At 65.4% G+C, this 19,444-nt stretch carries 17 protein-coding genes; 15 read left to right on the forward strand and 2 right to left on the reverse strand.

The genetic code is table 11. The features are described from left to right. Positions 1-90: 90 nt before the first annotated feature. The 3 genes from QFZ91_RS33555 (at position 91) to QFZ91_RS33565 (ending at position 2,954) form a co-directional block, all read left to right on the forward strand. Positions 91-996, forward strand: a complete 906-nt coding sequence (locus QFZ91_RS33555) for a LysR family transcriptional regulator (RefSeq protein WP_429569831.1) — start codon at positions 91-93, stop codon at positions 994-996. 100 nt (positions 997-1,096) lie between these two features. Further along, a complete protein-coding gene (locus QFZ91_RS33560) occupies positions 1,097-1,771 on the forward strand; it encodes an HAD-IA family hydrolase (protein ID WP_429569832.1) in 675 nt (224 codons plus the stop codon). 34 nt (positions 1,772-1,805) lie between these two features. Further along, entirely contained in the window at positions 1,806-2,954 is a 1,149-nt protein-coding gene (locus tag QFZ91_RS33565; protein WP_429569833.1) for a DSD1 family PLP-dependent enzyme, read from the forward strand. A 9-nt stretch (positions 2,955-2,963) separates the two neighbouring features. Here the strand turns inward: QFZ91_RS33565 and hpaR are convergent, their stop codons facing one another. Further along, positions 2,964-3,371, reverse strand: a complete 408-nt coding sequence (hpaR, locus tag QFZ91_RS33570) for a homoprotocatechuate degradation operon regulator HpaR (protein WP_429569834.1) — start codon at positions 3,369-3,371, stop codon at positions 2,964-2,966. 190 nt (positions 3,372-3,561) lie between these two features. On the opposite strand from hpaR, the gene QFZ91_RS33575 reads away from it, so the two are divergent. From QFZ91_RS33575 to hpaI, 7 genes are read left to right on the forward strand one after another with little or no spacing between them, the layout of a single operon-like run. After that, positions 3,562-4,335, forward strand: coding sequence for a fumarylacetoacetate hydrolase family protein (locus QFZ91_RS33575; RefSeq protein WP_429569835.1), 774 nt, complete (start codon positions 3,562-3,564; stop codon positions 4,333-4,335). Beyond that, positions 4,332-5,090 (forward strand): fumarylacetoacetate hydrolase family protein, encoded by a 759-nt coding sequence (locus tag QFZ91_RS33580; RefSeq protein ID WP_429569836.1) that lies wholly within the window; start codon positions 4,332-4,334, stop codon positions 5,088-5,090. Before QFZ91_RS33575 ends, QFZ91_RS33580 begins: the two co-directional genes overlap by 4 nt. 40 nt (positions 5,091-5,130) lie before the next feature. Next, the gene (gene hpaE / locus QFZ91_RS33585; protein WP_429569837.1) at positions 5,131-6,588 is read left to right on the forward strand and encodes a 5-carboxymethyl-2-hydroxymuconate semialdehyde dehydrogenase; all 1,458 of its coding nucleotides are present in this window, start codon (positions 5,131-5,133) and stop codon (positions 6,586-6,588) included. A gap of 31 nt (positions 6,589-6,619) precedes the next feature. Then, complete coding sequence (hpaD, locus tag QFZ91_RS33590; protein ID WP_013091402.1) at positions 6,620-7,483, forward strand: 3,4-dihydroxyphenylacetate 2,3-dioxygenase; 864 nt, start codon at positions 6,620-6,622, stop codon at positions 7,481-7,483. 19 nt (positions 7,484-7,502) lie between these two features. Next, positions 7,503-7,901, forward strand: a complete 399-nt coding sequence (locus QFZ91_RS33595; protein ID WP_176366717.1) for a 5-carboxymethyl-2-hydroxymuconate Delta-isomerase — start codon at positions 7,503-7,505, stop codon at positions 7,899-7,901. Between the two features lie 6 nt (positions 7,902-7,907). Then, positions 7,908-8,711, forward strand: a complete 804-nt coding sequence (gene hpaH / locus QFZ91_RS33600; protein ID WP_429569838.1) for a 2-oxo-hept-4-ene-1,7-dioate hydratase — start codon at positions 7,908-7,910, stop codon at positions 8,709-8,711. Positions 8,712-8,721: 10 nt separating this feature from the next. Beyond that, positions 8,722-9,525: a 4-hydroxy-2-oxoheptanedioate aldolase gene (hpaI, locus tag QFZ91_RS33605; RefSeq protein WP_429569839.1), complete on the forward strand. Its 804-nt coding sequence runs from the start codon at positions 8,722-8,724 to the stop codon at positions 9,523-9,525. 58 nt (positions 9,526-9,583) lie between these two features. Here the strand turns inward: hpaI and QFZ91_RS33610 are convergent, their stop codons facing one another. Continuing rightward, a complete protein-coding gene (locus QFZ91_RS33610) occupies positions 9,584-11,899 on the reverse strand; it encodes an EAL domain-containing protein (RefSeq protein ID WP_429569840.1) in 2,316 nt (771 codons plus the stop codon). Positions 11,900-12,397: 498 nt separating this feature from the next. Between QFZ91_RS33610 and bcsD the strand changes: the two genes are divergently transcribed. The 5 genes from bcsD to bcsB all read left to right on the forward strand — a co-directional run bounded on the left by bcsD (position 12,398) and on the right by bcsB (position 19,427). Further along, positions 12,398-12,853 carry a cellulose biosynthesis protein BcsD gene (gene bcsD, locus QFZ91_RS33615; protein WP_176366713.1) on the forward strand — a complete coding sequence of 152 codons (456 nt, stop codon included), beginning with the start codon at positions 12,398-12,400 and terminating at the stop codon, positions 12,851-12,853. 174 nt (positions 12,854-13,027) lie between these two features. After that, positions 13,028-13,894 (forward strand): cellulose biosynthesis protein BcsP, encoded by an 867-nt coding sequence (gene bcsP, locus QFZ91_RS33620; protein ID WP_429569841.1) that lies wholly within the window; start codon positions 13,028-13,030, stop codon positions 13,892-13,894. Then, positions 13,891-14,679 carry a cellulose biosynthesis protein BcsQ gene (gene bcsQ, locus QFZ91_RS33625; protein ID WP_176380988.1) on the forward strand — a complete coding sequence of 263 codons (789 nt, stop codon included), beginning with the start codon at positions 13,891-13,893 and terminating at the stop codon, positions 14,677-14,679. The genes bcsP and bcsQ overlap by 4 nt, the downstream gene beginning before the upstream one ends. Continuing rightward, positions 14,676-16,883, forward strand: a complete 2,208-nt coding sequence (bcsA, locus tag QFZ91_RS33630; RefSeq protein ID WP_429569842.1) for a UDP-forming cellulose synthase catalytic subunit — start codon at positions 14,676-14,678, stop codon at positions 16,881-16,883. Before bcsQ ends, bcsA begins: the two co-directional genes overlap by 4 nt. A gap of 15 nt (positions 16,884-16,898) precedes the next feature. Further along, positions 16,899-19,427 carry a cellulose biosynthesis cyclic di-GMP-binding regulatory protein BcsB gene (gene bcsB / locus QFZ91_RS33635; RefSeq protein WP_429569843.1) on the forward strand — a complete coding sequence of 843 codons (2,529 nt, stop codon included), beginning with the start codon at positions 16,899-16,901 and terminating at the stop codon, positions 19,425-19,427. Positions 19,428-19,444 lie beyond the last annotated feature (17 nt).

The raw sequence follows: 19,444 nt of genomic DNA on the forward strand, positions 1-19,444 counted from the left end.
ATAGACCGGAAGCGCCACTTTACCCTGTGATCGATCGGGACGCATTATGCTGCGAGATTCCACGCTCCGCCATTGCACCCACCTCCCCTGATGAACGATTCGGCCGATATCCGCTTCCTGCTCACACTGCGCGCGAGCGGCAGCCTGATCGCCGCCGCGCGGCGGCTCGCGCTGTCGCCGTCGGCGGTCACGCAGCGTCTGCAGCAACTCGAAAAGAAGCTCGGCACGCAGCTCGTGACCCGCAGCGCGCGCCGCCTGCAATTCACCGACGAAGGCCTGCTGCTGTGCGAGCGCGGCGCCGAGCTGATCGCGCAGTTCGACGCGTTGTTCGACGATCTGCAAACTCGCCGCGGCGGCCTCGTCGGCACGCTGAAGATCAATGCGCCGCTCGGTTTCGGACGACGCCATCTGGCGCCGCTGATCGGCGAGTTCCAGCACCAGAACCCCGATATCGACGTCGCGCTGACGCTGTCCGACCGGCCGTTGACCGAAACGCTCGATCGCTTCGATATCGTCGTGCATATCGGCGAACTGCCGCTGTCGAACCTGATCGGCTATACGATCGCGCCGAACGCGCGTTTCGTCTGCGCGGCGCCCGCGCTCGTCAAGCGAATCGGCCAAGCCGAATCGCCGGAAGCGTTGAGCCGGCTGCCCTGCATCGTGCTGCGTGAAAACCACGAGGACGTGTCGCTGTGGCAGTTCAGCAAGGGCCGCACGCGCCGCAGCGTGCGCGTGTCCGCGCATCTGAGCTGCAACGACGGTGACGTGATCCGCCAATGGGCCTGCGAGGGACGCGGCGTGATTCTGCGCTCCGAATGGGACGTCGCAGACGACCTTGCGAAGGGCAAACTCGTGCGTCTGCTGCCGGGCTGGAAAGCGCCGGATGCGAACGTGATCGCCCTCACGCATCAGCGCACGGGGCTGCCGGCGCGCACGCGCCATTTCATGCAGTATCTGCAAAGCCGCTTCAGGCCGCTGCCACCCTGGCGACGATGATTCAGTTGGTCTGAATCTAAGACTCATCCCATCTGAACGCTGACGACTTGTCGAAAAACCTATAATCGACTCATCCTCAACAGCCGGCCCACATGCAATCATGACTGCTGCCGCCCACGCCACCGACACCCGCGCCTACCCCGACGCGGTGCTGTTCGACCTGCTCACCGCCCTGCTCGACTCGTGGACCTCGTGGAACCGCGCGGCAGGCTCCGACGAAGCGGGCCGCGCATGGCGTGCCGCCTATCTGCGGCTGACGTACGGCTGCGGTCGCTACGTTCCCTACGAACAACTGATACGGGAGGCCGCCTCGCAAGTCGGTTTGTCCGAGGCGGCCGCGAACGCGCTCGAAGCGGACTGGCTGAACCTGAAGCCGTGGCCTGGCGCGCTCGATGCATTGCGCGCGCTCGCGCCGCACTGCAAGCTCGCGGTCGTCACCAACTGCTCGACGCGGCTCGGCTTGCAGGCGGCCGCGCTGTTGCCTGTGCGGTGGGACGCGATCGTGACCGCCGAGGAAGCCGGCGTCTACAAGCCGGACCCGCTCCCGTACCGCCTCGCGCTCGACAAGCTCGGCGTCGAGCCGCGGCGCGCCGCCTTCGTCGCCGGGTCGAGCTACGACATGTTCGGCACCGCGGCCGTGGGTCTGCGGACCTACTGGCACAACCAGGTCGGCCTGCCGCTCGTTGCGGGTGCGCAAGCGCCCGAGGTCGAAGCGGCATCGCTCGACGGGCTCGCGCCGTGGCTCGCAAGCTTTGGCCGCGATCGTCGTCATTGACCCTGGAACCTCACCTCGTTCCTCAGGTGCAAACATGAAACTCGAACAGATCGAAACTCCGGCCGCGTTGATCGACGTCGCGCGGATGCAAAAGAACATCGCGCGGATGCAAGGGCGGATGAATGCGCTCGGCGTCGCGTTCCGGCCGCATGTGAAGACCACCAAATGCATCGACGTCGTGCGCGCGCAGATCGCCGCCGGCGCGCGCGGCATCACGGTATCGACGCTGAAGGAAGCGGAAGCGTTCTTCGCGGCCGGCGTCGACGACATCCTGTACGCCGTCAGCATGGTTCCGTCGAAGTTGCCGCGCGCGCGCGCGCTGCGTCGTCAGGGCTGCGATCTGAAGCTGGTGGTCGACAACCCGACCGCCGCCGCGGCGATTGCCGGGTTCGGCGACCAGCACGGCGAAACGTTCGAAGTCTGGATCGAGGTCGATACGGACGGCCATCGCTCCGGAATCCAGCCTGAACAGCAGACGCTGCTCGACGTCGGGCGGATTCTGCACGAGAACGGTGTGAAAGTCGGCGGAGTGATGACCCATGCGGGTTCGAGCTATGAGTTGAATACGCCTGAAGCGCTCGCCGCGCTCGCGGAGCAGGAACGCGCCGGCTGCGTGCGCGCCGCCGAGCGGCTGCGCGAAGCGGGCATCGCGTGTCCGGCCGTCAGCGTCGGTTCGACGCCGACCGCGCTCGCCGCACGCAATCTCGAAGGCGTCACCGAGGTGCGGGCCGGCGTCTACGTGCTGTTCGATCTGGTCATGCACAACGTGGGCGTTTGCACGCTCGATGACATCGCGCTGAGCGTACTCACGACCGTGATCGGTCATCAGGAAGACAAAGGCTGGGCGATTCTCGACGCGGGCTGGATGGCGCTAAGCCGCGATCGCGGCACCTCGCGGCAGTCGCACGATTTCGGCTATGGGCAGCCGTGTTTGCTCAATGGCACGTTGCTGCCGGGCTATGTCGTGAGCGGCGCCAACCAGGAGCACGGGATTCTCGCGGCGGCTCAAGCCGATCCGCACGCCGATGCACAGAGCGACGACATCGCGCAGCGCTTTCCGATCGGTATGAAACTGCGCATCCTGCCGAACCACGCGTGCGCGACCGGCGCACAGTTTCCCGAATATCAGGCGGTCGCACCGGACGGCAGCAGCGTCGCGTGGCAGAGGTTTTACGGCTGGTAAGCCGCCGCGTCACTCATCCTCTTCCGACAACCCCGCCAGCAAATCGTCGACCGCGCGATACACGCGCTCGACGATCTCCGGTCCCACCTTGCGCTCGAGTTCGCGATAGTGCGCCTCGAGATCCTTCGAAATCACCCGCACCAGTTCGACGCTAGTATCGGTCAGCGACACGAGTACGCGTCGCTGATCCTCCGCGAAACGTTCCTTCGTCACGAGCTCCATGCTCTCCATGCGCGCGAGCACGCCGGTCATGCTCGGGCTCGAAATCGTGCAGATGTCGGAGATCTGGCGCGGCTCCATCGGACCGTGCTCGTTGAGCGCGCGAATCACTCGCCATTGCTGCTCGGTGAGTCCGTGCGCGGTGATCAACGGACGAAAGCGCTCCATCATTTTTTCGCGAGCGCGTAACAACAGCATCGGCAAATTGCGGTGCAAAACCCGGGTGGACGCAGCGGACATGTTGGCAAGGAATCGGAAAGAAAAGCCGTCGAAGCTTACGGGAAAACCCGCGATCAACTGACAGCCTATTGACCGTCAATCATATCAAGCAGGATACTACTAACATCTTAGTGTTTTCGCCGAATTTTCGACACGAGGCCGCGCACTTATGTTTGCCCTTGCCGATCATCTATTGCATCCCGAAGGCGACGCGCTGCCTCGCGACGTGGACGCGCACACCTCGGCCGCGTTGCTCGCCCGGGGCGTCGCGTGTCGCGCGCCGGTCAGCGGCGCGGTGTATGGAGTCCTGCTTAACGATCGCGCCGCCTTGAACGCGCTGGGCGACGCAGTGCATGCGGCCCCGTACAAGGCGCCGCCGAAGGCGCCGATTCTGTATCTGAAGCCGCGCAATACGCTGGCCGGGCATCGGGCGCGCGTGGTCGTGCCGGATGACGCGCTCGGCGTCGAGGTCGGCGCATCGCTCGGCATCGTGGTCGGCCGCACTGCGACGCGTGTCGGCGTCGAATGCGCGGCGGACTATATCGCTGGCTATACGCTGGTCGGGGATCTGAGCGTGCCGCATACCAACATGTACCGCCCGAACGTACGCCTGCGCGCACGCGACGGCTTCTGCGTGATCGGACCCGCGCTCGTCGCCGCACGCCATGTCGCCGCGCCGGATCGGCTCGACATCGCCGTATCGCTGAACGGTGGCGAACCGTTTATGGCGAGCACCGCATCATCGGTGCGCAACGTCGCGCAATTGCTCGCCGACGTCACCGACTTCATGACGCTGAACGCGGGCGACGTGCTCACGCTCGGCGTGCGGCACGGCTCGCCGGTCGCGCATGTCGGCGATACCGCCACGCTGTCGATCGGTACGCTGCCGCCCTTGACCGTCTCGTTCGTGGACGTCGCTCAACACCACGGAGAACAATCATGATGCTCGGCCGCGTTGCCTATGCGGGAGCGATTCACGAAGCGTATCCGCACGCGCAGGGTGTCAGTCTCGCCGACGGCCGCGTGTGTCGCGAGGACGAAGTGGTCTGGCTCGCGCCGATCGAAGTCGGCACCATCTTCGCGCTCGGCCTGAACTACGCGGAGCACGCGAAGGAGTTGCAGTTCAGCAAGCAGGAAGAGCCGCTGGTATTTCTGAAGGGACCGGGCACGGTACTCGGCCATCGCGGCGTTACGCGCCGCCCCGCCGACGTCACATTCATGCACTACGAGTGCGAGCTCGCGGTCGTGATCGGGCGAACCGCGCAAAACGTCGCGCGTAAAGACGCGATGCAGCACGTGGCCGGCTACATGATCGCGAACGACTACGCGATTCGCGACTACCTCGAAAACTACTATCGCCCGAATCTGCGCGTGAAGAATCGCGACGGCGGCACGGTGCTCGGCCCCTGGTTCGTCGACGCCGCCGACATCGCCGACGTCACGCAGCTCGAGTTGCGCACGTTCGTCAACGGCACGCGTCAGCAGTGCGGCAATACGCGCGATCTCGTCACCGACATTCCCGCGCTAATCGAATACCTGAGCGGTTTCATGACGCTTGCTCCAGGCGACGTTATCCTCACCGGCACGCCCGAAGGCATCGTCAACGTCAACGCGGGCGATGAAGTCGTCTGCGAGATCGACGGCCTCGGCCGCCTGGTCAACACGATCGCATCGGACGCGGACTTCGGCCGCGCCTGATGGACAGCAAAAACCCAGCGAACAGCAAAAGGACAACGCAATGCCGATCGACCATCTGATCAACGGCGAGATGTGCACCTCGAGTGACTACTTCGAAACCGTCAATCCAGCCACGCAGGAAGTGCTCGCCGAAGTCGCGCGCGGCGGGGCGAAAGAAGTCGATGCGGCCGTGCAAGCGGCCAGAGGCGCGTTCCCCGCCTGGGCCGCGAAGCCCGCTGCGGAACGCGCAAAGCTGATCCGCAGACTCGGCGAGCTGATCACGAAGCACGTACCGGAAATCTCGGAGACCGAAACGAAGGACACCGGTCAGACGATCTCGCAGACGCGCAAGCAACTGGTGCCGCGCGCGGCCGACAACTTCAGCTATTTCGCCGAGATGTGCACGCGCGTCGACGGCCACACGTACCCGACCGACTCGCATCTGAACTACACGCTGTTTCATCCGGTCGGGGTGTGCGCGCTGATCTCGCCGTGGAACGTGCCGTTCATGACGGCAACCTGGAAGGTCGCGCCCTGCCTCGCGTTCGGCAACACCGCCGTGCTGAAGATGAGCGAGCTGTCGCCGCTGACCGCGTCGATGCTCGGCAAGCTCGCGCTCGAAGCGGGCATTCCGGCGGGCGTGCTGAACGTCGTGCACGGCTACGGCAAGGAAGCGGGCGAACCGCTCGTCGCGCATCGCGACGTGCACGCGGTGTCGTTCACCGGATCGACCGCGACCGGCAATCGCATCGTGCAAGCCGCGGGCCTGAAGAAGTTCTCGATGGAGCTTGGCGGCAAGTCGCCGTTCGTGATCTTCGACGATGCCGACTTCGAACGCGCGCTCGATGCCGCGGTGTTCATGATCTTCTCGAACAACGGCGAGCGCTGCACCGCAGGCTCGCGCATTCTCGTGCAGCGCTCCATCTACGCGCACTTCGCGGAGCGCTTCATCGAGCGCGCCAAGCGTCTGACGGTGGGCGACCCGCTCGCGGACGGCACGATCGTCGGCCCGATGATCAGCCAGGGGCATCTCGCGAAGGTACGCAGCTATATCGAACTCGGCCCGAAGGAAGGCGCGACGCTCGCGTGCGGCGGCCTCGATACCCCCGAGTTGCCCGACGCCTTGCGTCACGGCAACTTCGTCACGCCGACCGTGTTCGTCGACGTCGACAACCGCATGCGCATCGCGCAGGAAGAGATCTTCGGACCGGTCGCATGCCTGATTCCGTTCGACGATGAAGCCGAGGCGATCCGTCTCGCCAACGATATTTCGTATGGTCTGTCGAGCTATATCTGGACCGAGAACACGGGCCGCGCGTTGCGTGTGGCGGCAGCCGTCGAAGCGGGCATGTGCTTCGTAAACAGCCAGAACGTGCGCGATCTGCGTCAGCCGTTCGGCGGCACGAAAGCGTCGGGCGTGGGCCGCGAAGGCGGCACATGGAGCTATGAGGTATTCCTCGAACCGAAGAACGTCTGCGTTTCGCTTGGCTCGCATCATATTCCGCGCTGGGGCGTCTAACCGCGACCTCGAAAAAACCTGGGAGACCGCGATGGGCAAGCTCGCGCTGGCAGCAAAAGTCACACACGTGCCGTCGTTGTATTTATCCGAGCTCGACGGTCCGCACAAGGGTTGCCGTCAGGCCGCGATCGACGGACACCACGAAATCGGCCGACGCTGTCGCGAACTCGGCGTCGATACGATCGTCGTGTTCGACGTGCACTGGCTCGTGAATAGCGAATACCACATCAATTGCGCGCCGAAATTCGAAGGCGTGTACACGAGCAACGAGCTGCCGCATTTCATCAGGAACATGCCGTACGCGTACCCGGGCAATGTCGGGCTCGGTGAGCTGATCGCGGAAGTCGCCAACGAAATGGGCGTGAAAAGCCGCGCGCACAGCGAGACCACGCTCGAACTCGAATACGGCACGCTGGTGCCGATGCGCTATATGAACGGCGATCAGCACTTCAAGACGGTGTCGGTGGCGGGCTGGTGCATGTGGCACGACCTCGCAACCAGCGCGCGCTTTGGCCTCGCGGTGCGCAAGGCCATCGAAGAACGCTACGACGGTACCGTGGCCATTCTCGCGAGCGGCTCGCTGTCGCATCACTTCGCGAACAACGGCACCGCCGATCAGTTCTTGCACAAAGTCTGGAGCCCGTTCCTCGAACAGATGGATCGCAGCGTGGTGCGCATGTGGGAAGCCGGCGACTGGAAGACCTTCTGCGACATGCTGCCGCTCTACAACGAGAAATGCTGGGGCGAAGGCGGCATGCACGATACCGCGATGCTGCTCGGTGCGCTCGGCTGGGATCGTTACGACGGCAAGGTCGAAGTCATCACGCCTTATTTCGGCAGTTCGGGCACCGGTCAGATCAACGCGATTTTCCCGGTCACACCGCTACCCGTCTGACTCTCGCGAGGAAATCGCCATGCCTCACTTGACACTCGAATACAGCGCCAACCTCGCGGATGCTCAACGGCTCAGCGAACTCTGCAAAGACCTCGCGCAGTGCCTCGACGCGCAGCGCGACAACGGCGAGCGCGTCTATCCGCTCGGTGGCATTCGCGTGCGCGCGCTGCGCTGCGAACAGTACTGCATCGCCGATGGGCGTCCCGACGCCGCGTTCCTGCACGCGAACCTGAAGATCGGCGCAGGTCGCTCGGAGGCCGTCAAGAAGGCGACCGGCGACGCGCTGTTCGCGCTGATCAAGCAGTGCTTCGCCGCTGAGTTCGAAAGGCAGGGGCTCGCGTTGTCGCTCGAAATCAACGAGTTCAGCGAAGCTGGCACCTGGAAGCACAACAATCTGCATGCGAGGCTCAAGGGCTGACACATCATGCTAGACGAACAAACCATCCGCGACCTCGCCGCACAACTCGATCACGCGGAAAAGACCCGCACGCAGCTGCGCCATTTTTCCGCGCAGTATCCGCAGATGACCGTACAGGACGGCTACTCGATTCAACGCGAGTGGGTCAAGCTGAAACTCGCCGAAGGCCATGTCATCAAGGGCAGGAAGATCGGCCTGACGTCGCGCGCGATGCAGCGCTCGTCGCAGATCGACGAACCCGACTACGCGCCGCTGCTCGACAGCATGTTCATCGACAGCGGCCAGGACATTCGCGCGGATCGTTTCATCGCGCCGCGCGTCGAAGTGGAACTCGCGTTCGTGCTGAACAAACGGTTGAAGGGGCCAGCCGTCACGCTGTTCGATGTGCTCGACGCGACCGCCTATGTAACGCCGGCCATCGAAATCATCGACGCCCGCATCGAGCAGTTCGATCGCGAAACGCGCGCGCCGCGCAAGGTGTACGACACGATCTCCGACTTCGCCGCGAACGCGGGCGTCGTGCTCGGCGGCAGGCCCGTGCGTCCGCTCGACGTAGACCTGCGCTGGGTCGGCGCGCTGCTGTACAAGAACGGCGCGGTCGAGGAAAGCGGGCTCGCGGCGGCGGTGCTCAACCATCCGGCCACCGGCGTCGCGTGGCTCGCCAACAAGATTGCTCCGTACGACGAATCATTGAACGCGGGCGACGTCATCCTGAGCGGCTCATTCACGAGCCCGATTCCGGCCCGCGCGGGCGACACGTTCCACGTCGACTATGGCCCGCTGGGCGGCATCGGTTTGAATTTCATCTGAGAGCAACGTCATGTCCTTGCCGACCAACCCCTTCAAACGCGCACTCGCTGACGGCAAGCCGCAGTTCGGCTTGTGGGCCGCGCTCGCCGACGCCTATGTGACCGAACTGCTCGCCACCGCCGGTTTCGACTGGCTGCTGATCGACAACGAGCACGCGCCGAACGACGTACGCAGCACGCTGTCGCAGTTGCAGGCGGTCGCCGCGTATCCGTCGCACCCGGTCGTGCGGCCGGTGAAGAGCGACGCCGCGCTGATCAAGCAGTTGCTCGACATCGGCGCGCAAACGCTGCTGCTGCCGATGATCGACACGGCCGCGCAGGCGCTCGATGCGGTCGCGGCCACGCGCTATCCGCCGCTGGGCATTCGCGGCGTCGGCAGCGCGCTCGCGCGCGCGTCGCGCTGGAATCGTGTGCCCGACTATCTGAACACCGCCGCCGACGAACTGTGCGTGATCGTGCAGGCGGAAACCGTGCAGAGCCTCGACAGTCTCGCGGAGATCGCGCGTGTGGATGGCGTCGATGGCGTGTTTTTCGGGCCGTCGGATCTGAGCGCGTCGATGGGATTGCTCGGCAAACCGGGCGATGCGCGCGTGCGCGACGCGATTCGCCGCGGCATCGATACCGTGCGCGGCGCTGGCAAGGCCGCGGGCGTGCTCGCACCCGATCCCGCGCTGGCGGCCGAATATCTGGCAGCGGGCGCGAGCTTCGTCGCGGTCGGCACGGACACCGGCTTGCTGAGTCGCGCAGCCGCGGACCTCGCCGCGTCGTACAAAAACACGGCGGCGACGGCACCGCAGGTCAAAGGCGGGTATTAGCGCAAAACCGGACGCAAAAGCCGCGGGCCGCCCCCCAATCCGCGGACGCGGCCTTCCCCTACTCCCCCGCCGGCCAGGGCAAGCCTCGCGCCGACCAATCCAGCTCGACCCCCATCACACAGCGCCCGCTCGCTGATTGCACGGCGAGTGTCACCGCGATGCACGGCCGCCCGCTCGCGAGCGACAGATACGGATTACTGGTGATCGCCTCGCCGGGCAGCAGCACCGCATTGCGGAAGTACGGCCGATGATCCCAGCGCGCATCGCGCGGATTCGCGACCGGCTGCAGCGACGCGGCGTCCTTGCACCATGCCCGCCCGCGCACCTCGTGACCGATCTGGCGGCCGGTATCGTCGAGAAGGAAGCAGCTGATGCAACGCTTGAAGGTCGCGAGCAGCGCGAACGCGTCGTCCATCGTGACGCCGGCGCGCAAGCCGTCGGCCGCGCGCCGCAGTTCGACCCGGTACGGCTCCAGCTCGGATTCGAACAACGCATACTGATGCGCGCGGCCCTGCGCGATCACGTCGAATGCGTCGTCGATCTGGCGATGCACCGACTCGGGCGGCGCGATCTCGACAGCGGGCCGCCCGAGCAGATAGCCCTGCGCGAAATCGACATTCGACTCGACCGCGAGAATCAGCTCGTCGGTCGTCTCGACACCTTCGACGACCACCAGCATCCCCGCCTGATGCAGCAGCGACACGAGCTTCGGCAGGATCGGCTGCTGCGTGCCGTGCGTGGTCGCGCGAATCAGCTCGCCGTCGAGCTTCACGATGTCCGGCCGAATCCGCAGCAGCCGGTCGAGGTTCGACTGGCCCGCGCCGAAGTCGTCGACGGCGATCAGGAAGCCGTGCTGGCGATAGCGCGCCGCCGCGCGCGACATCTCGTCGACGCTGCCGCCATGCGATTCGAGGATCTCCAGAATCACGCGCTCGGGTTCGAGCCCCGCGGCGCGCACGATCTTCGTCAACTGGTCGGCATAGCCGTCGGCGACGAAAGTGGACGGCAGGATGTTCAGGAAAAGCCACGCATCGCTCGGCAGCGCGCGGCGCGCGTTGCCCAGATGCACCGCGTGGCTCACGCGGTCGAGCGCGCCTTCGTCGCTCGACGGCTTCGGCGCGAACATCACGACCGGTGGCACCAGCGTGCCGTCGTCGTGCTCGCCGCGCAGCAGCGCCTCGAAACCGACCTGCTTCTGATGCGACAGGCTGTAAAGCGGCTGGAAGTGCGAGATCAGATAGAAGTCTTCCCAGCGGTAACGCGGTGCAAGCACGTCGTCGAACGGCGGCTGCAGCGCGTCGAACGGTAGCGCGCGCTCCGCGCAGACACGGTTGCGGCCCGTCTGCTTCGCCCGCAGCAACGCTTCGTCCGCGCGATCGAGCAGCACCATGAAGCTTTCGCCGCGCCGGTGCTCGGCCACGCCGAAGCTCGCGGTCAGATGGCCGTCCGGCCGTTCGATCTCGGAGATGTCGAGGCGCAGCCGCTCGGCGAATTGCAGCGCGCCGGTGAGGTCGTCGTCGATCAGCAGCGCGAACTCTTCACCGCCGATGCGGCTCACACTGTGGTAAAGCGCGACCGCGTCCTTCAGCACCTGCGCGACCTGAAACAGCGCATGGTCGCCGACCGCATGGCCGAAGCGGTCGTTGAGCGACTTGAAGCTGTCGATGTCGAGGAAGATCGCGCTGATCTGCGCGCCCGGTGCCAGCGTCTCGAGTCGTCCCTCCGCGTGCTTGACGAAGGAGCGGCGGTTTTGCAGGCCGGTCAGCGAATCGGTTGCGGCGAGCTGGGCGAGCTGGCTTTCGAGCAGAAAGTGATTGCGCCGGAAATGGTAGAAGGCGAAATGGAACACCGCCGTCGTCGGCGCGCCGATCGCGATGACCCACGTCCACACGGCCACGTCGACCTCGGGCGCACGAGTTTTGCACCGCAGCAGCGCGATGGCCACCGCGTAGAACAGCGCGCTGCCGGTGGCGAAATGCACGGGCGTGAGCCATATCGGCGCCGCGCAGATCGGTATCACGACGAACGCCGGCAAGAGCCACGGCAACGGCTGTGCCAGGCCTTGCGCATTCAGTACGAGCCCGCCGATCAGCACCAGCTCGTACGCGACACAGATTGCGCCGAACAGCGCCGTCGATTTCGTGGATGGGATCGCCAGTACCAGCAGCGCAAGCACGAACGCGCACAGTAGCCGGTACCCGAGCGGCGCGGCCGGTGCGCCGACCAGTTCGCGCGCCGCCACCATCGACAGGAACGCAAGCACCGTGAAGCCCAGCTTCACGAGGGCAAGCGGCCGCTGATGCTCGAGCGAGCGCCGGTGAAAGCGCTCACGCATACTCGGCTCGGACAGGTGCTGCGTTGGGATGGCAGACATAAAGGCTGATCAGGCTGGGTTTCCGGTCACTCCGCCAATGGTTATCGGCAAACGTTGGATAAACATTTATGGCTAACGTTCGCCGCGTACCCATTACGAATCGTTTTGAATCGGAGATCGGTCTCGGCCATTGCCGGCAAGCGACGATAACTTTCACTACGGTTTCAGGCAATTCCGCAATTCGATTCGCGAGAATTACCACTCGCCGAATGCATGGTTTCTATGTTGCGCAAGCCTTTTTGCATGAAGCGAAGGCAAACGTTTCAATTTAGTTTTGAATCAGCAAAAATTACGTAATTCATGTGTCTCGAGTGCGCATCAATGGAAATTGGCTAAAAGTCACTGTCTTAAGTAGACTTCTGACGAGTGTGCCGGACACGCTAGACATTCCGGTAGAAATGACGTAAATGGCGCGCCGTGCGATTGCCGAACGACTCCGCTGCTCAATTGGGCAAACGTTTGCGAATGCGCAACGGGCAGCGACCACTTCCGAAAAACATGGTCCCAATCCTGGAATATCTGCTCGAACGCCAGATCTCACCGCAGTGGCGCGGCATGCTGAGCGCACTGGCGAGCGAGTTCGAAGCGCAAATCGGCCGCGACGAATTGCGTCAGCTGATGCATCGCGTCGGCAATCGTTTCGCGCTCGCGCATCCACTGCCCGCCTGCTCATCGACGGCCGAGCTCGAGCAGGTGCTGAACGCTCACTGGGATCAGATGGATTGGGGTTATGTCGCACTCGCCGATGAGGCGGAGTCGCTGCGCATCATTCACTATTGCGCGCCGCTGCCGGCCTTCGGCGATTCGGCGCTCGCCTGGACGCCGGCGTTTCTCGAAGGCGCCTATCAGACGTGGTTGAGCGCGTTGGGCGCGCAGGGTTTGTCGGTCGTGCAGACGAGCGCATTCGGCGAGGACAGCTCGCTCGAATTCCGCCTCGGCCGTCATCCCGCCTGAGCATCAGCGGCTCTGCAGAACGACATACCAGGTTCAAGACAGTGCGGTAGTAATGCAAAAAATGTGCGACGTCGATACAGCCGACGCGTGGAAGCAGGAAAGGCAGTTCAAATAAAACAGCGCTCCGAGACATCGGCTCGGGGCAATGCACGGTATGTACCAGACGACGGCATCATGAGTTCATCGAGCGACATCGAAAAACTGTTCGAGCAATTCGGCGGCGACGCCAATGCGTACCAGGAGATCGGTCGCGAAAACGACGCGCGCGCCGCGCGCACCCGTTGGCCGCTGCTCGTCACGCTCGAACTGACGCAGCCGGCCATTCCGGCGATCGGCCAGCTTCGCGACCCGAAACAGCAGCCGCCGGCGAGCGTGGCGCCACGGCCCGTCGCCGTCCATGAGGACACGACACCGAAGGACGTGGCATCGGTGACGCGCGCGAAGGCGCCGCTGTTCACGCGCCCTCACCGGCGTGACATTCCACCGGTGCCGGCGACTCCCGCGCAGCCTGCGGCGCCGAGCGGCGCGTCGCGCTTCAGAACCGCTGATGAACCCGACGAGGCCGCCGCGCGCGCGGCGGCCGGCGTCGCGCCATCGGGCATCGCTGCCGCGCCGGGCGTGCCGGCTGCTGCCCCACCCGCGCCTATCGCGCCTATCGCGCCGATCGCGCCGATCCCGCCGATCTCGGCACCGGCTCCGGCAGCGTCGCAAGCTTCGGTTCCGCCGACCGCGCCCGCATGGGTCGCACCCAGCGTCAGCGCCGCACCGGCAGCGCCGATGCAACCGTTACAGGCCACGCAACCTACCTACGCTGTCCCGCCCGCGCAACCGGCCCAGCCACCGTCGATCCTCGGCAAGATGTTTGCCGCGCAGAACCCATCCGCGCCGCCGCAAGCTGCGGTGCCCGCACCCCAAACCACGTCGCTGAACTCGCTCTTCGACCGTCTGCGCGGCACGCCCGTGCAAGTCGCCCAGCCATCCGGCGGTCCCGCGCGCGGCGGCTTCCCGTCCTGGCTCACCAACGGTTCGCGTCGGCCATGAAAGTCATTGCCGTGGTATCGGCCAAAGGCGGGGTCGGCAAGACCACCCTCGCCGCCAATCTCGCCTCCGTGCTCGCCAACAGCGGCCGGCGCGTGATCGCGCTCGATCTCGATCCGCAGAACGCCTTGCGTCTGCACTTCGGCGTGCCGCTCGACAGCATCGACGGCGTGTCGCGCGCAACGCTCTCCGGCAACCCGTGGCAAACGGTGATGTTCGACGGCATCGACGGCGTGACGGTGCTGCCCTATGGCGCGCTGCTGGAAGATGATCGCCGCCGCCTCGAGGCGCATATCGATCAGCATCCGCAATGGCTCGCGCAGTCGCTGCAGAACCTGCGGCTCGATGCGTCCGACATCGTCATCATCGACACGCCGCCCGGCTCGTCGGTCTACGTGCGAACCGCGTTGAGCGCGGCCACCTTCGCGCTGAACATCGTGCTCGCCGACGCCGCGTCGTACGCGGCGATCCCGCACATGGAGCGGCTGATCGAAACCTACGCGGCGCCGCGCGCGGACTTCGGCGGCGTCGGCTACGTGGTCAACCAGATCGACCAGTCGCGCCAGCTGACCAAGGACGTGCTGAAGGTGTTGCGCCAGATGCTCGCCGGCAAGGTGTTCCCCGGCGTGATTCATCTCGATGAAGGCGTCAGCGAAGCGCTCGCCTGCGACACGACGCTGATCCACTACGATCCACTGAGCCAGGCCGCCGCCGATTTGCGCGCGTGCGGCGCGTGGCTCATGGCGGCGCTCGACGCGATCGCCGCCCAGCCGAGGAACGTCGCATGAGCAGACCAGCCTCCTCCCGCGAACCCGAGGGCGGCGAGCCTTCGCGGTTCGAACGCTTCATCGAAGCGAACTTCTGGAACAGCCGCATCGTCACCGGGCTCGTCACGCTGCTCGCGCTGTACATGCTGTACTTCGTGTTCACGGTGCCGCTCGAGTTCTATCAGCAGCTGACCTTCGCGACGCTGTGCTTCGTGCTCGCGCTGATGTTTCGGCGTCTGCCCGGCCGCTACGCGACGATGGTGATGATCATGCTGTCGATCGTCGCGTCGGGCCGCTACATGTACTGGCGTCTGACCGAAACGACCGGCTGGGAGCAGCCGCTCGACGCCGCCTGGGGTTTGCTGCTCGTCTCCGCCGAGGTTTACGCGACGCTCGTGCTGATGCTCGGCTACTTCCAGACCGCGTGGCCGCTCAAGCGCAAGCCGATGCCGCTGCCCGCCAATCGCGACGAATGGCCGACCGTCGACGTGTTCATCCCGACCTACAACGAGCCGCTCGCCGTCGTGAAGCCGACCGTCTACGCGGCGCTCGCGCTCGACTACCCGGCCGACAAGATGTCGATCCACGTGCTCGACGACGGCCGCCGCCCCGAGTTCAAGGCATTCTGCGAGGAAGTCGGCGTGAACTGGACGATCCGCACGCACAATCGTCACGCGAAGGCCGGCAACATCAACGAGGCGATGAAGATCACGAGCGGCGAGTACCTCGCGATCTTCGACTGCGATCACATCCCGACCCGCTCGTTCCTGCAGATCGGCCTCGGCTGGTTCCTGCGCGACAAGCTGCTGTCGATGCTGCAAACGCCGCACCACTTCTTCTCCCCCGACCCGTTCGAGCGCAACCTCGGCACCTTCCGCAAGGTGCCGAACGAAGGCGAGCTGTTCTACGGCCTCGTGCAGGACGGCAACGATCTGTGGAACGCGACGTTCTTCTGCGGCTCGTGCGCGCTCCTGCGCCGGAGCATGGTCGAAGAGATCGGCGGCATCGCGGTGGAAACCGTGACCGAAGACGCGCACACCGCACTGAAGCTGCACCGCCTCGGCTACACCACCGCGTATCTGGCGATTCCGCAGGCCGCCGGCCTCGCGACCGAAAGCCTGTCGGGTCACATCGGCCAGCGCATCCGCTGGGCGCGCGGCATGACGCAGATCTTCCGGATCGACAATCCGCTCACCGGCAAGGGGCTGAAGATCGGCCAGCGGCTCTGTTATCTGAACGCGATGATGCACTTCTTCTACGGCGTGCCGCGTCTCGTGTTCCTGACCGCGCCGCTGTCGTACCTGTTCTTCGGCGCGCATGTGATCGAAGCGGCGGCCGGCACGATCGCGATCTACGCGCTGCCGCACATGATGCACGCGAGCATCACGAACTCGCGGATGCAGCGGATGTTCCGCCATTCGTTCTGGGCCGAGGTGTACGAGTCGGTGCTCGCGTCGTACATCACCGCGCCGACGCTGCTCGCGCTGATCAATCCGAAGCTCGGCAAGTTCAACGTGACGGCCAAGGGCGGCGTGATCGAGAAGAGCTACTTCGACTGGTCGATCTCGCGGCCGTATCTGTTCCTGCTGCTGCTGAACCTGCTCGGCTTCCTCGCGGGTCTCGTGCACATCTATCTGAACTGGCACGTGCGCAGCATCGTCGAGACCACGCTGCTCAATCTCGCGTGGACCAGCTACAACATGCTGATCCTCGGCGCGAGCGTGGCCGCCGCGAGCGAGCGTCGCCAGATCCGCGCGGTGCCCCGCGTCGCGATGAAGATGCCGGTGATGCTGAAGTTCTCGACCGGCCGCACGCTCGCATGCGAAACGATCGACTACTCGGAAGGCGGTGTCGGTGTCGCGCTGCCCAGCATGATCGAAGTGCCGATGCAGGAGCCCGTGACCGTGTCGCTATTCCGCGGCGACGAAGAGTACGCGTTTCCCGCCACCGTCAGTTTTACCGGGCCGGGCCGCGTGGGCCTGCGCTTTTCGTCGTTGTCGCCCGAACAGGAGTACGAGTTCGTGAAGACCACCTTCGCCCGCGCGGACGCGTGGACCGGCTGGGCCGAGGGACGCGAGACGGACACGCCGCTGCGCGGCCTGTCGCATGTGCTGAGGGTCGGCGTGCGCGGCATCGCGGGTCTGTTCGAGCATCTGCACGACGACTTGCGCAGTTCGATCAAAAGCCGTCCCGCGGACGTCAAGAAGCTAAAAACGAAAGACTGATCTATAGGCTACCGGATGCCGAACGACAAGATCGAACACCCGGCTCACGGGCGCAACAGCACGGAACCCCAAGCGCGTCTGTTCGCCCTCCACGGCTCGCGACACTCGCGGCGAATCATGAGCGGCGTCGCCTGCTGGCTTGCGCTGCAGACCGCGCTGACGTCGTTCGTGCCGCTCGCTGAAGCGGCTGCTCCGGCTGCTGCGCCGGCAACCGCCGCCGCGGCGCAAACCCCGCAAGTCGCGACCGGTGTCGGCAACGTGCCCGCGCCGAGCGCGGCGGTACCGTTCGATCCGAACGCCATCGCTCAGGACCAGCTCGCCGCGCCGACGCCCGCGCTCGCGGCGTCGTCGGTGAAGGCGCTCGGCATGCGTACGCCGACTACCGCCGAGCCCGGCACGCTGGTGCCCGGAGGCCGTCGTCAAACGCTAACGTTCGCCGACTTCGGCGCGCTCGACCCGCTGCAACTGCGCGGCGTCGACGGCCAGAACGGCATCGCGTTCTCGGTGCGCGGCGACGAGGTCGTGACCGGCGCGACGCTGCATCTGATCTACAGCTACTCGCCCGCGCTGCTGGCGAACCTGTCGCAACTGAAGGTGCTGATCAACGGTGAAGTCGCCGCGACACTGCCGCTGCCGCATGAGCAGGCCGGCATGCTGGTCGCGCGCGACATCACGATCGATCCGCGCTTCATCACCGAGTTCAACCACCTGAACCTGCAACTGATCGGCCATTACACGACCGCCTGCGAAGACCCCGCGAACTCGTCGCTGTGGGCGACGATCAGCAACGCGAGCTCGCTCGACCTGACCTACTCGTCGCTCGCGACGAAGGCTGAACTGGCCGCGCTGCCGCAGCCGTTCTTCGACCGCCGCGACGTGCGCCGCCTCGAACTGCCGTTCGTGTTCGCGCAGAAACCCGGCAACGGCACGCTCGAAGCGGCCGGCATCGTCGCGTCATGGTTCGGCTCGCTCGCCGGCTATCGCGGCGCGCTGTTTCCGACCCAGCTCGACAACCCGCCGCTGTCAGGCAACGCGGTCGTGTTCGCGACCAGCGACCAGCATCCGGCCGGCGTGACGATTCCCGAGATCACCGGGCCGACCATCGCGGTGGTCGAGCGCGATGCGAACGCACGCGGCAAGCTGCTGCTCGTGCTCGGCCGCGACGAGGCCGAGCTGAAGACCGCCGCGAAGTCGCTCGGCATCGGCCATAGCACGCTGTCCGGCGCGAGCGCGACGATCACGTCGCTGAACGCGATCACGCCGCGCGTGCCGTACGACGCGCCGAACTGGCTGGCGACCGACCGCGCGGTGCGCTTCGGCGAACTCGCCGATCCGAAGGACCTGACCGTGTTCGGCTACGACGCCGACGCGGTGCGCATCAACATGCGTGTGGCGCCCGATCTGTTCATGTGGCACACGCGCGGCGCGCCGATCGCTCTGCGCTACCGCTACACGGTGCGACCGAGGCGCGACCGCTCGTCGCTGAACATCAGCGTGAACAACGGCTTCGTGCAGGCGCTGCCGATTCCGGCGCGCTCTACGTCGGTGTTCGAGCTGAGCCGCTACTTCAACCTGATCATGCCCGACGGCACCGCCGACGCGCGCCGCAACATCCGCATCCCGCCGCTCTTGATGACGCCGCGCACACAGCTGCGCCTGCACTTCTACTACGACATCCCGAACACCGGCGAATGCACGGGCCGCCTGCTGCAGAACGTGGTCGGCGCGATCGATCCGAACTCGACGATCGATCTGTCGTCGTTCCCGCACTACATGGCACTGCCCGACCTGGCCGCGTTCGCCAACAGCGGCTTCCCGTTCACGCGGATGGCGGATCTCTCCGAAACCGCCGTCGTGCTGCCGGACGACCCGGACGCGAGCGACTACAGCCTGTATCTGCTGACGATGGGCCGGATGGGCGAATCGACCGGCTTTCCGGTCGCCGGTGTGACCGTCACCCATGCGGCCGAGGTCGACCACTTCGCCGACAAGGACCTGCTGGTGTTCGGCGCGCCCGGCAAGCAGCCGCTGCTGCAGCGCTGGTCGAAGTCGATGCCGTTCTCCAGTAACGGCGACGCGCACACGTTCCAGCTCACCGACCTCGTGTTCAAGCTGCGGGACTGGTGGCACGGCGAGCGCGGCGTCGAGCGCACACCCGCGCGCGCCGATCTGACGATGGTCAGCTCGAACGGCGCGGCGCTCTTGACCGGCTTCGAGTCGCCGCTGCAGAGCGGCCGCAGCGCGGTTGCGCTGATCAGCGCGGCTGGTCCGTCGGACGCCGACCTGTCCGCCGCGCTGCTCGACGCCGACGTGCTGCCGAAGATTCAAGGCGCGATGGCCGTGATTCATGGCCGCGACGTCACCATCACGTCGAACGGCTCCGCATACTATGTCGGCCATTTGTCGCCGCAGGAGTATCTGCGCTGGGCGCTGTCGTCGCATCCGCTGTTGCTGTTGTTCGGCGGCGTGCTCGCCGCGCTGATCATCGCGGGCCTGTGCTACCGGACGCTGCGCGCGCTTGCCGCGCGTCGACTGAAGGACTGATGGAAACGGATATGGCT

This window comes from Paraburkholderia sp. JPY419, from assembly GCF_050435705.1.
Lineage (GTDB): Bacteria > Pseudomonadota > Gammaproteobacteria > Burkholderiales > Burkholderiaceae > Paraburkholderia > Paraburkholderia youngii.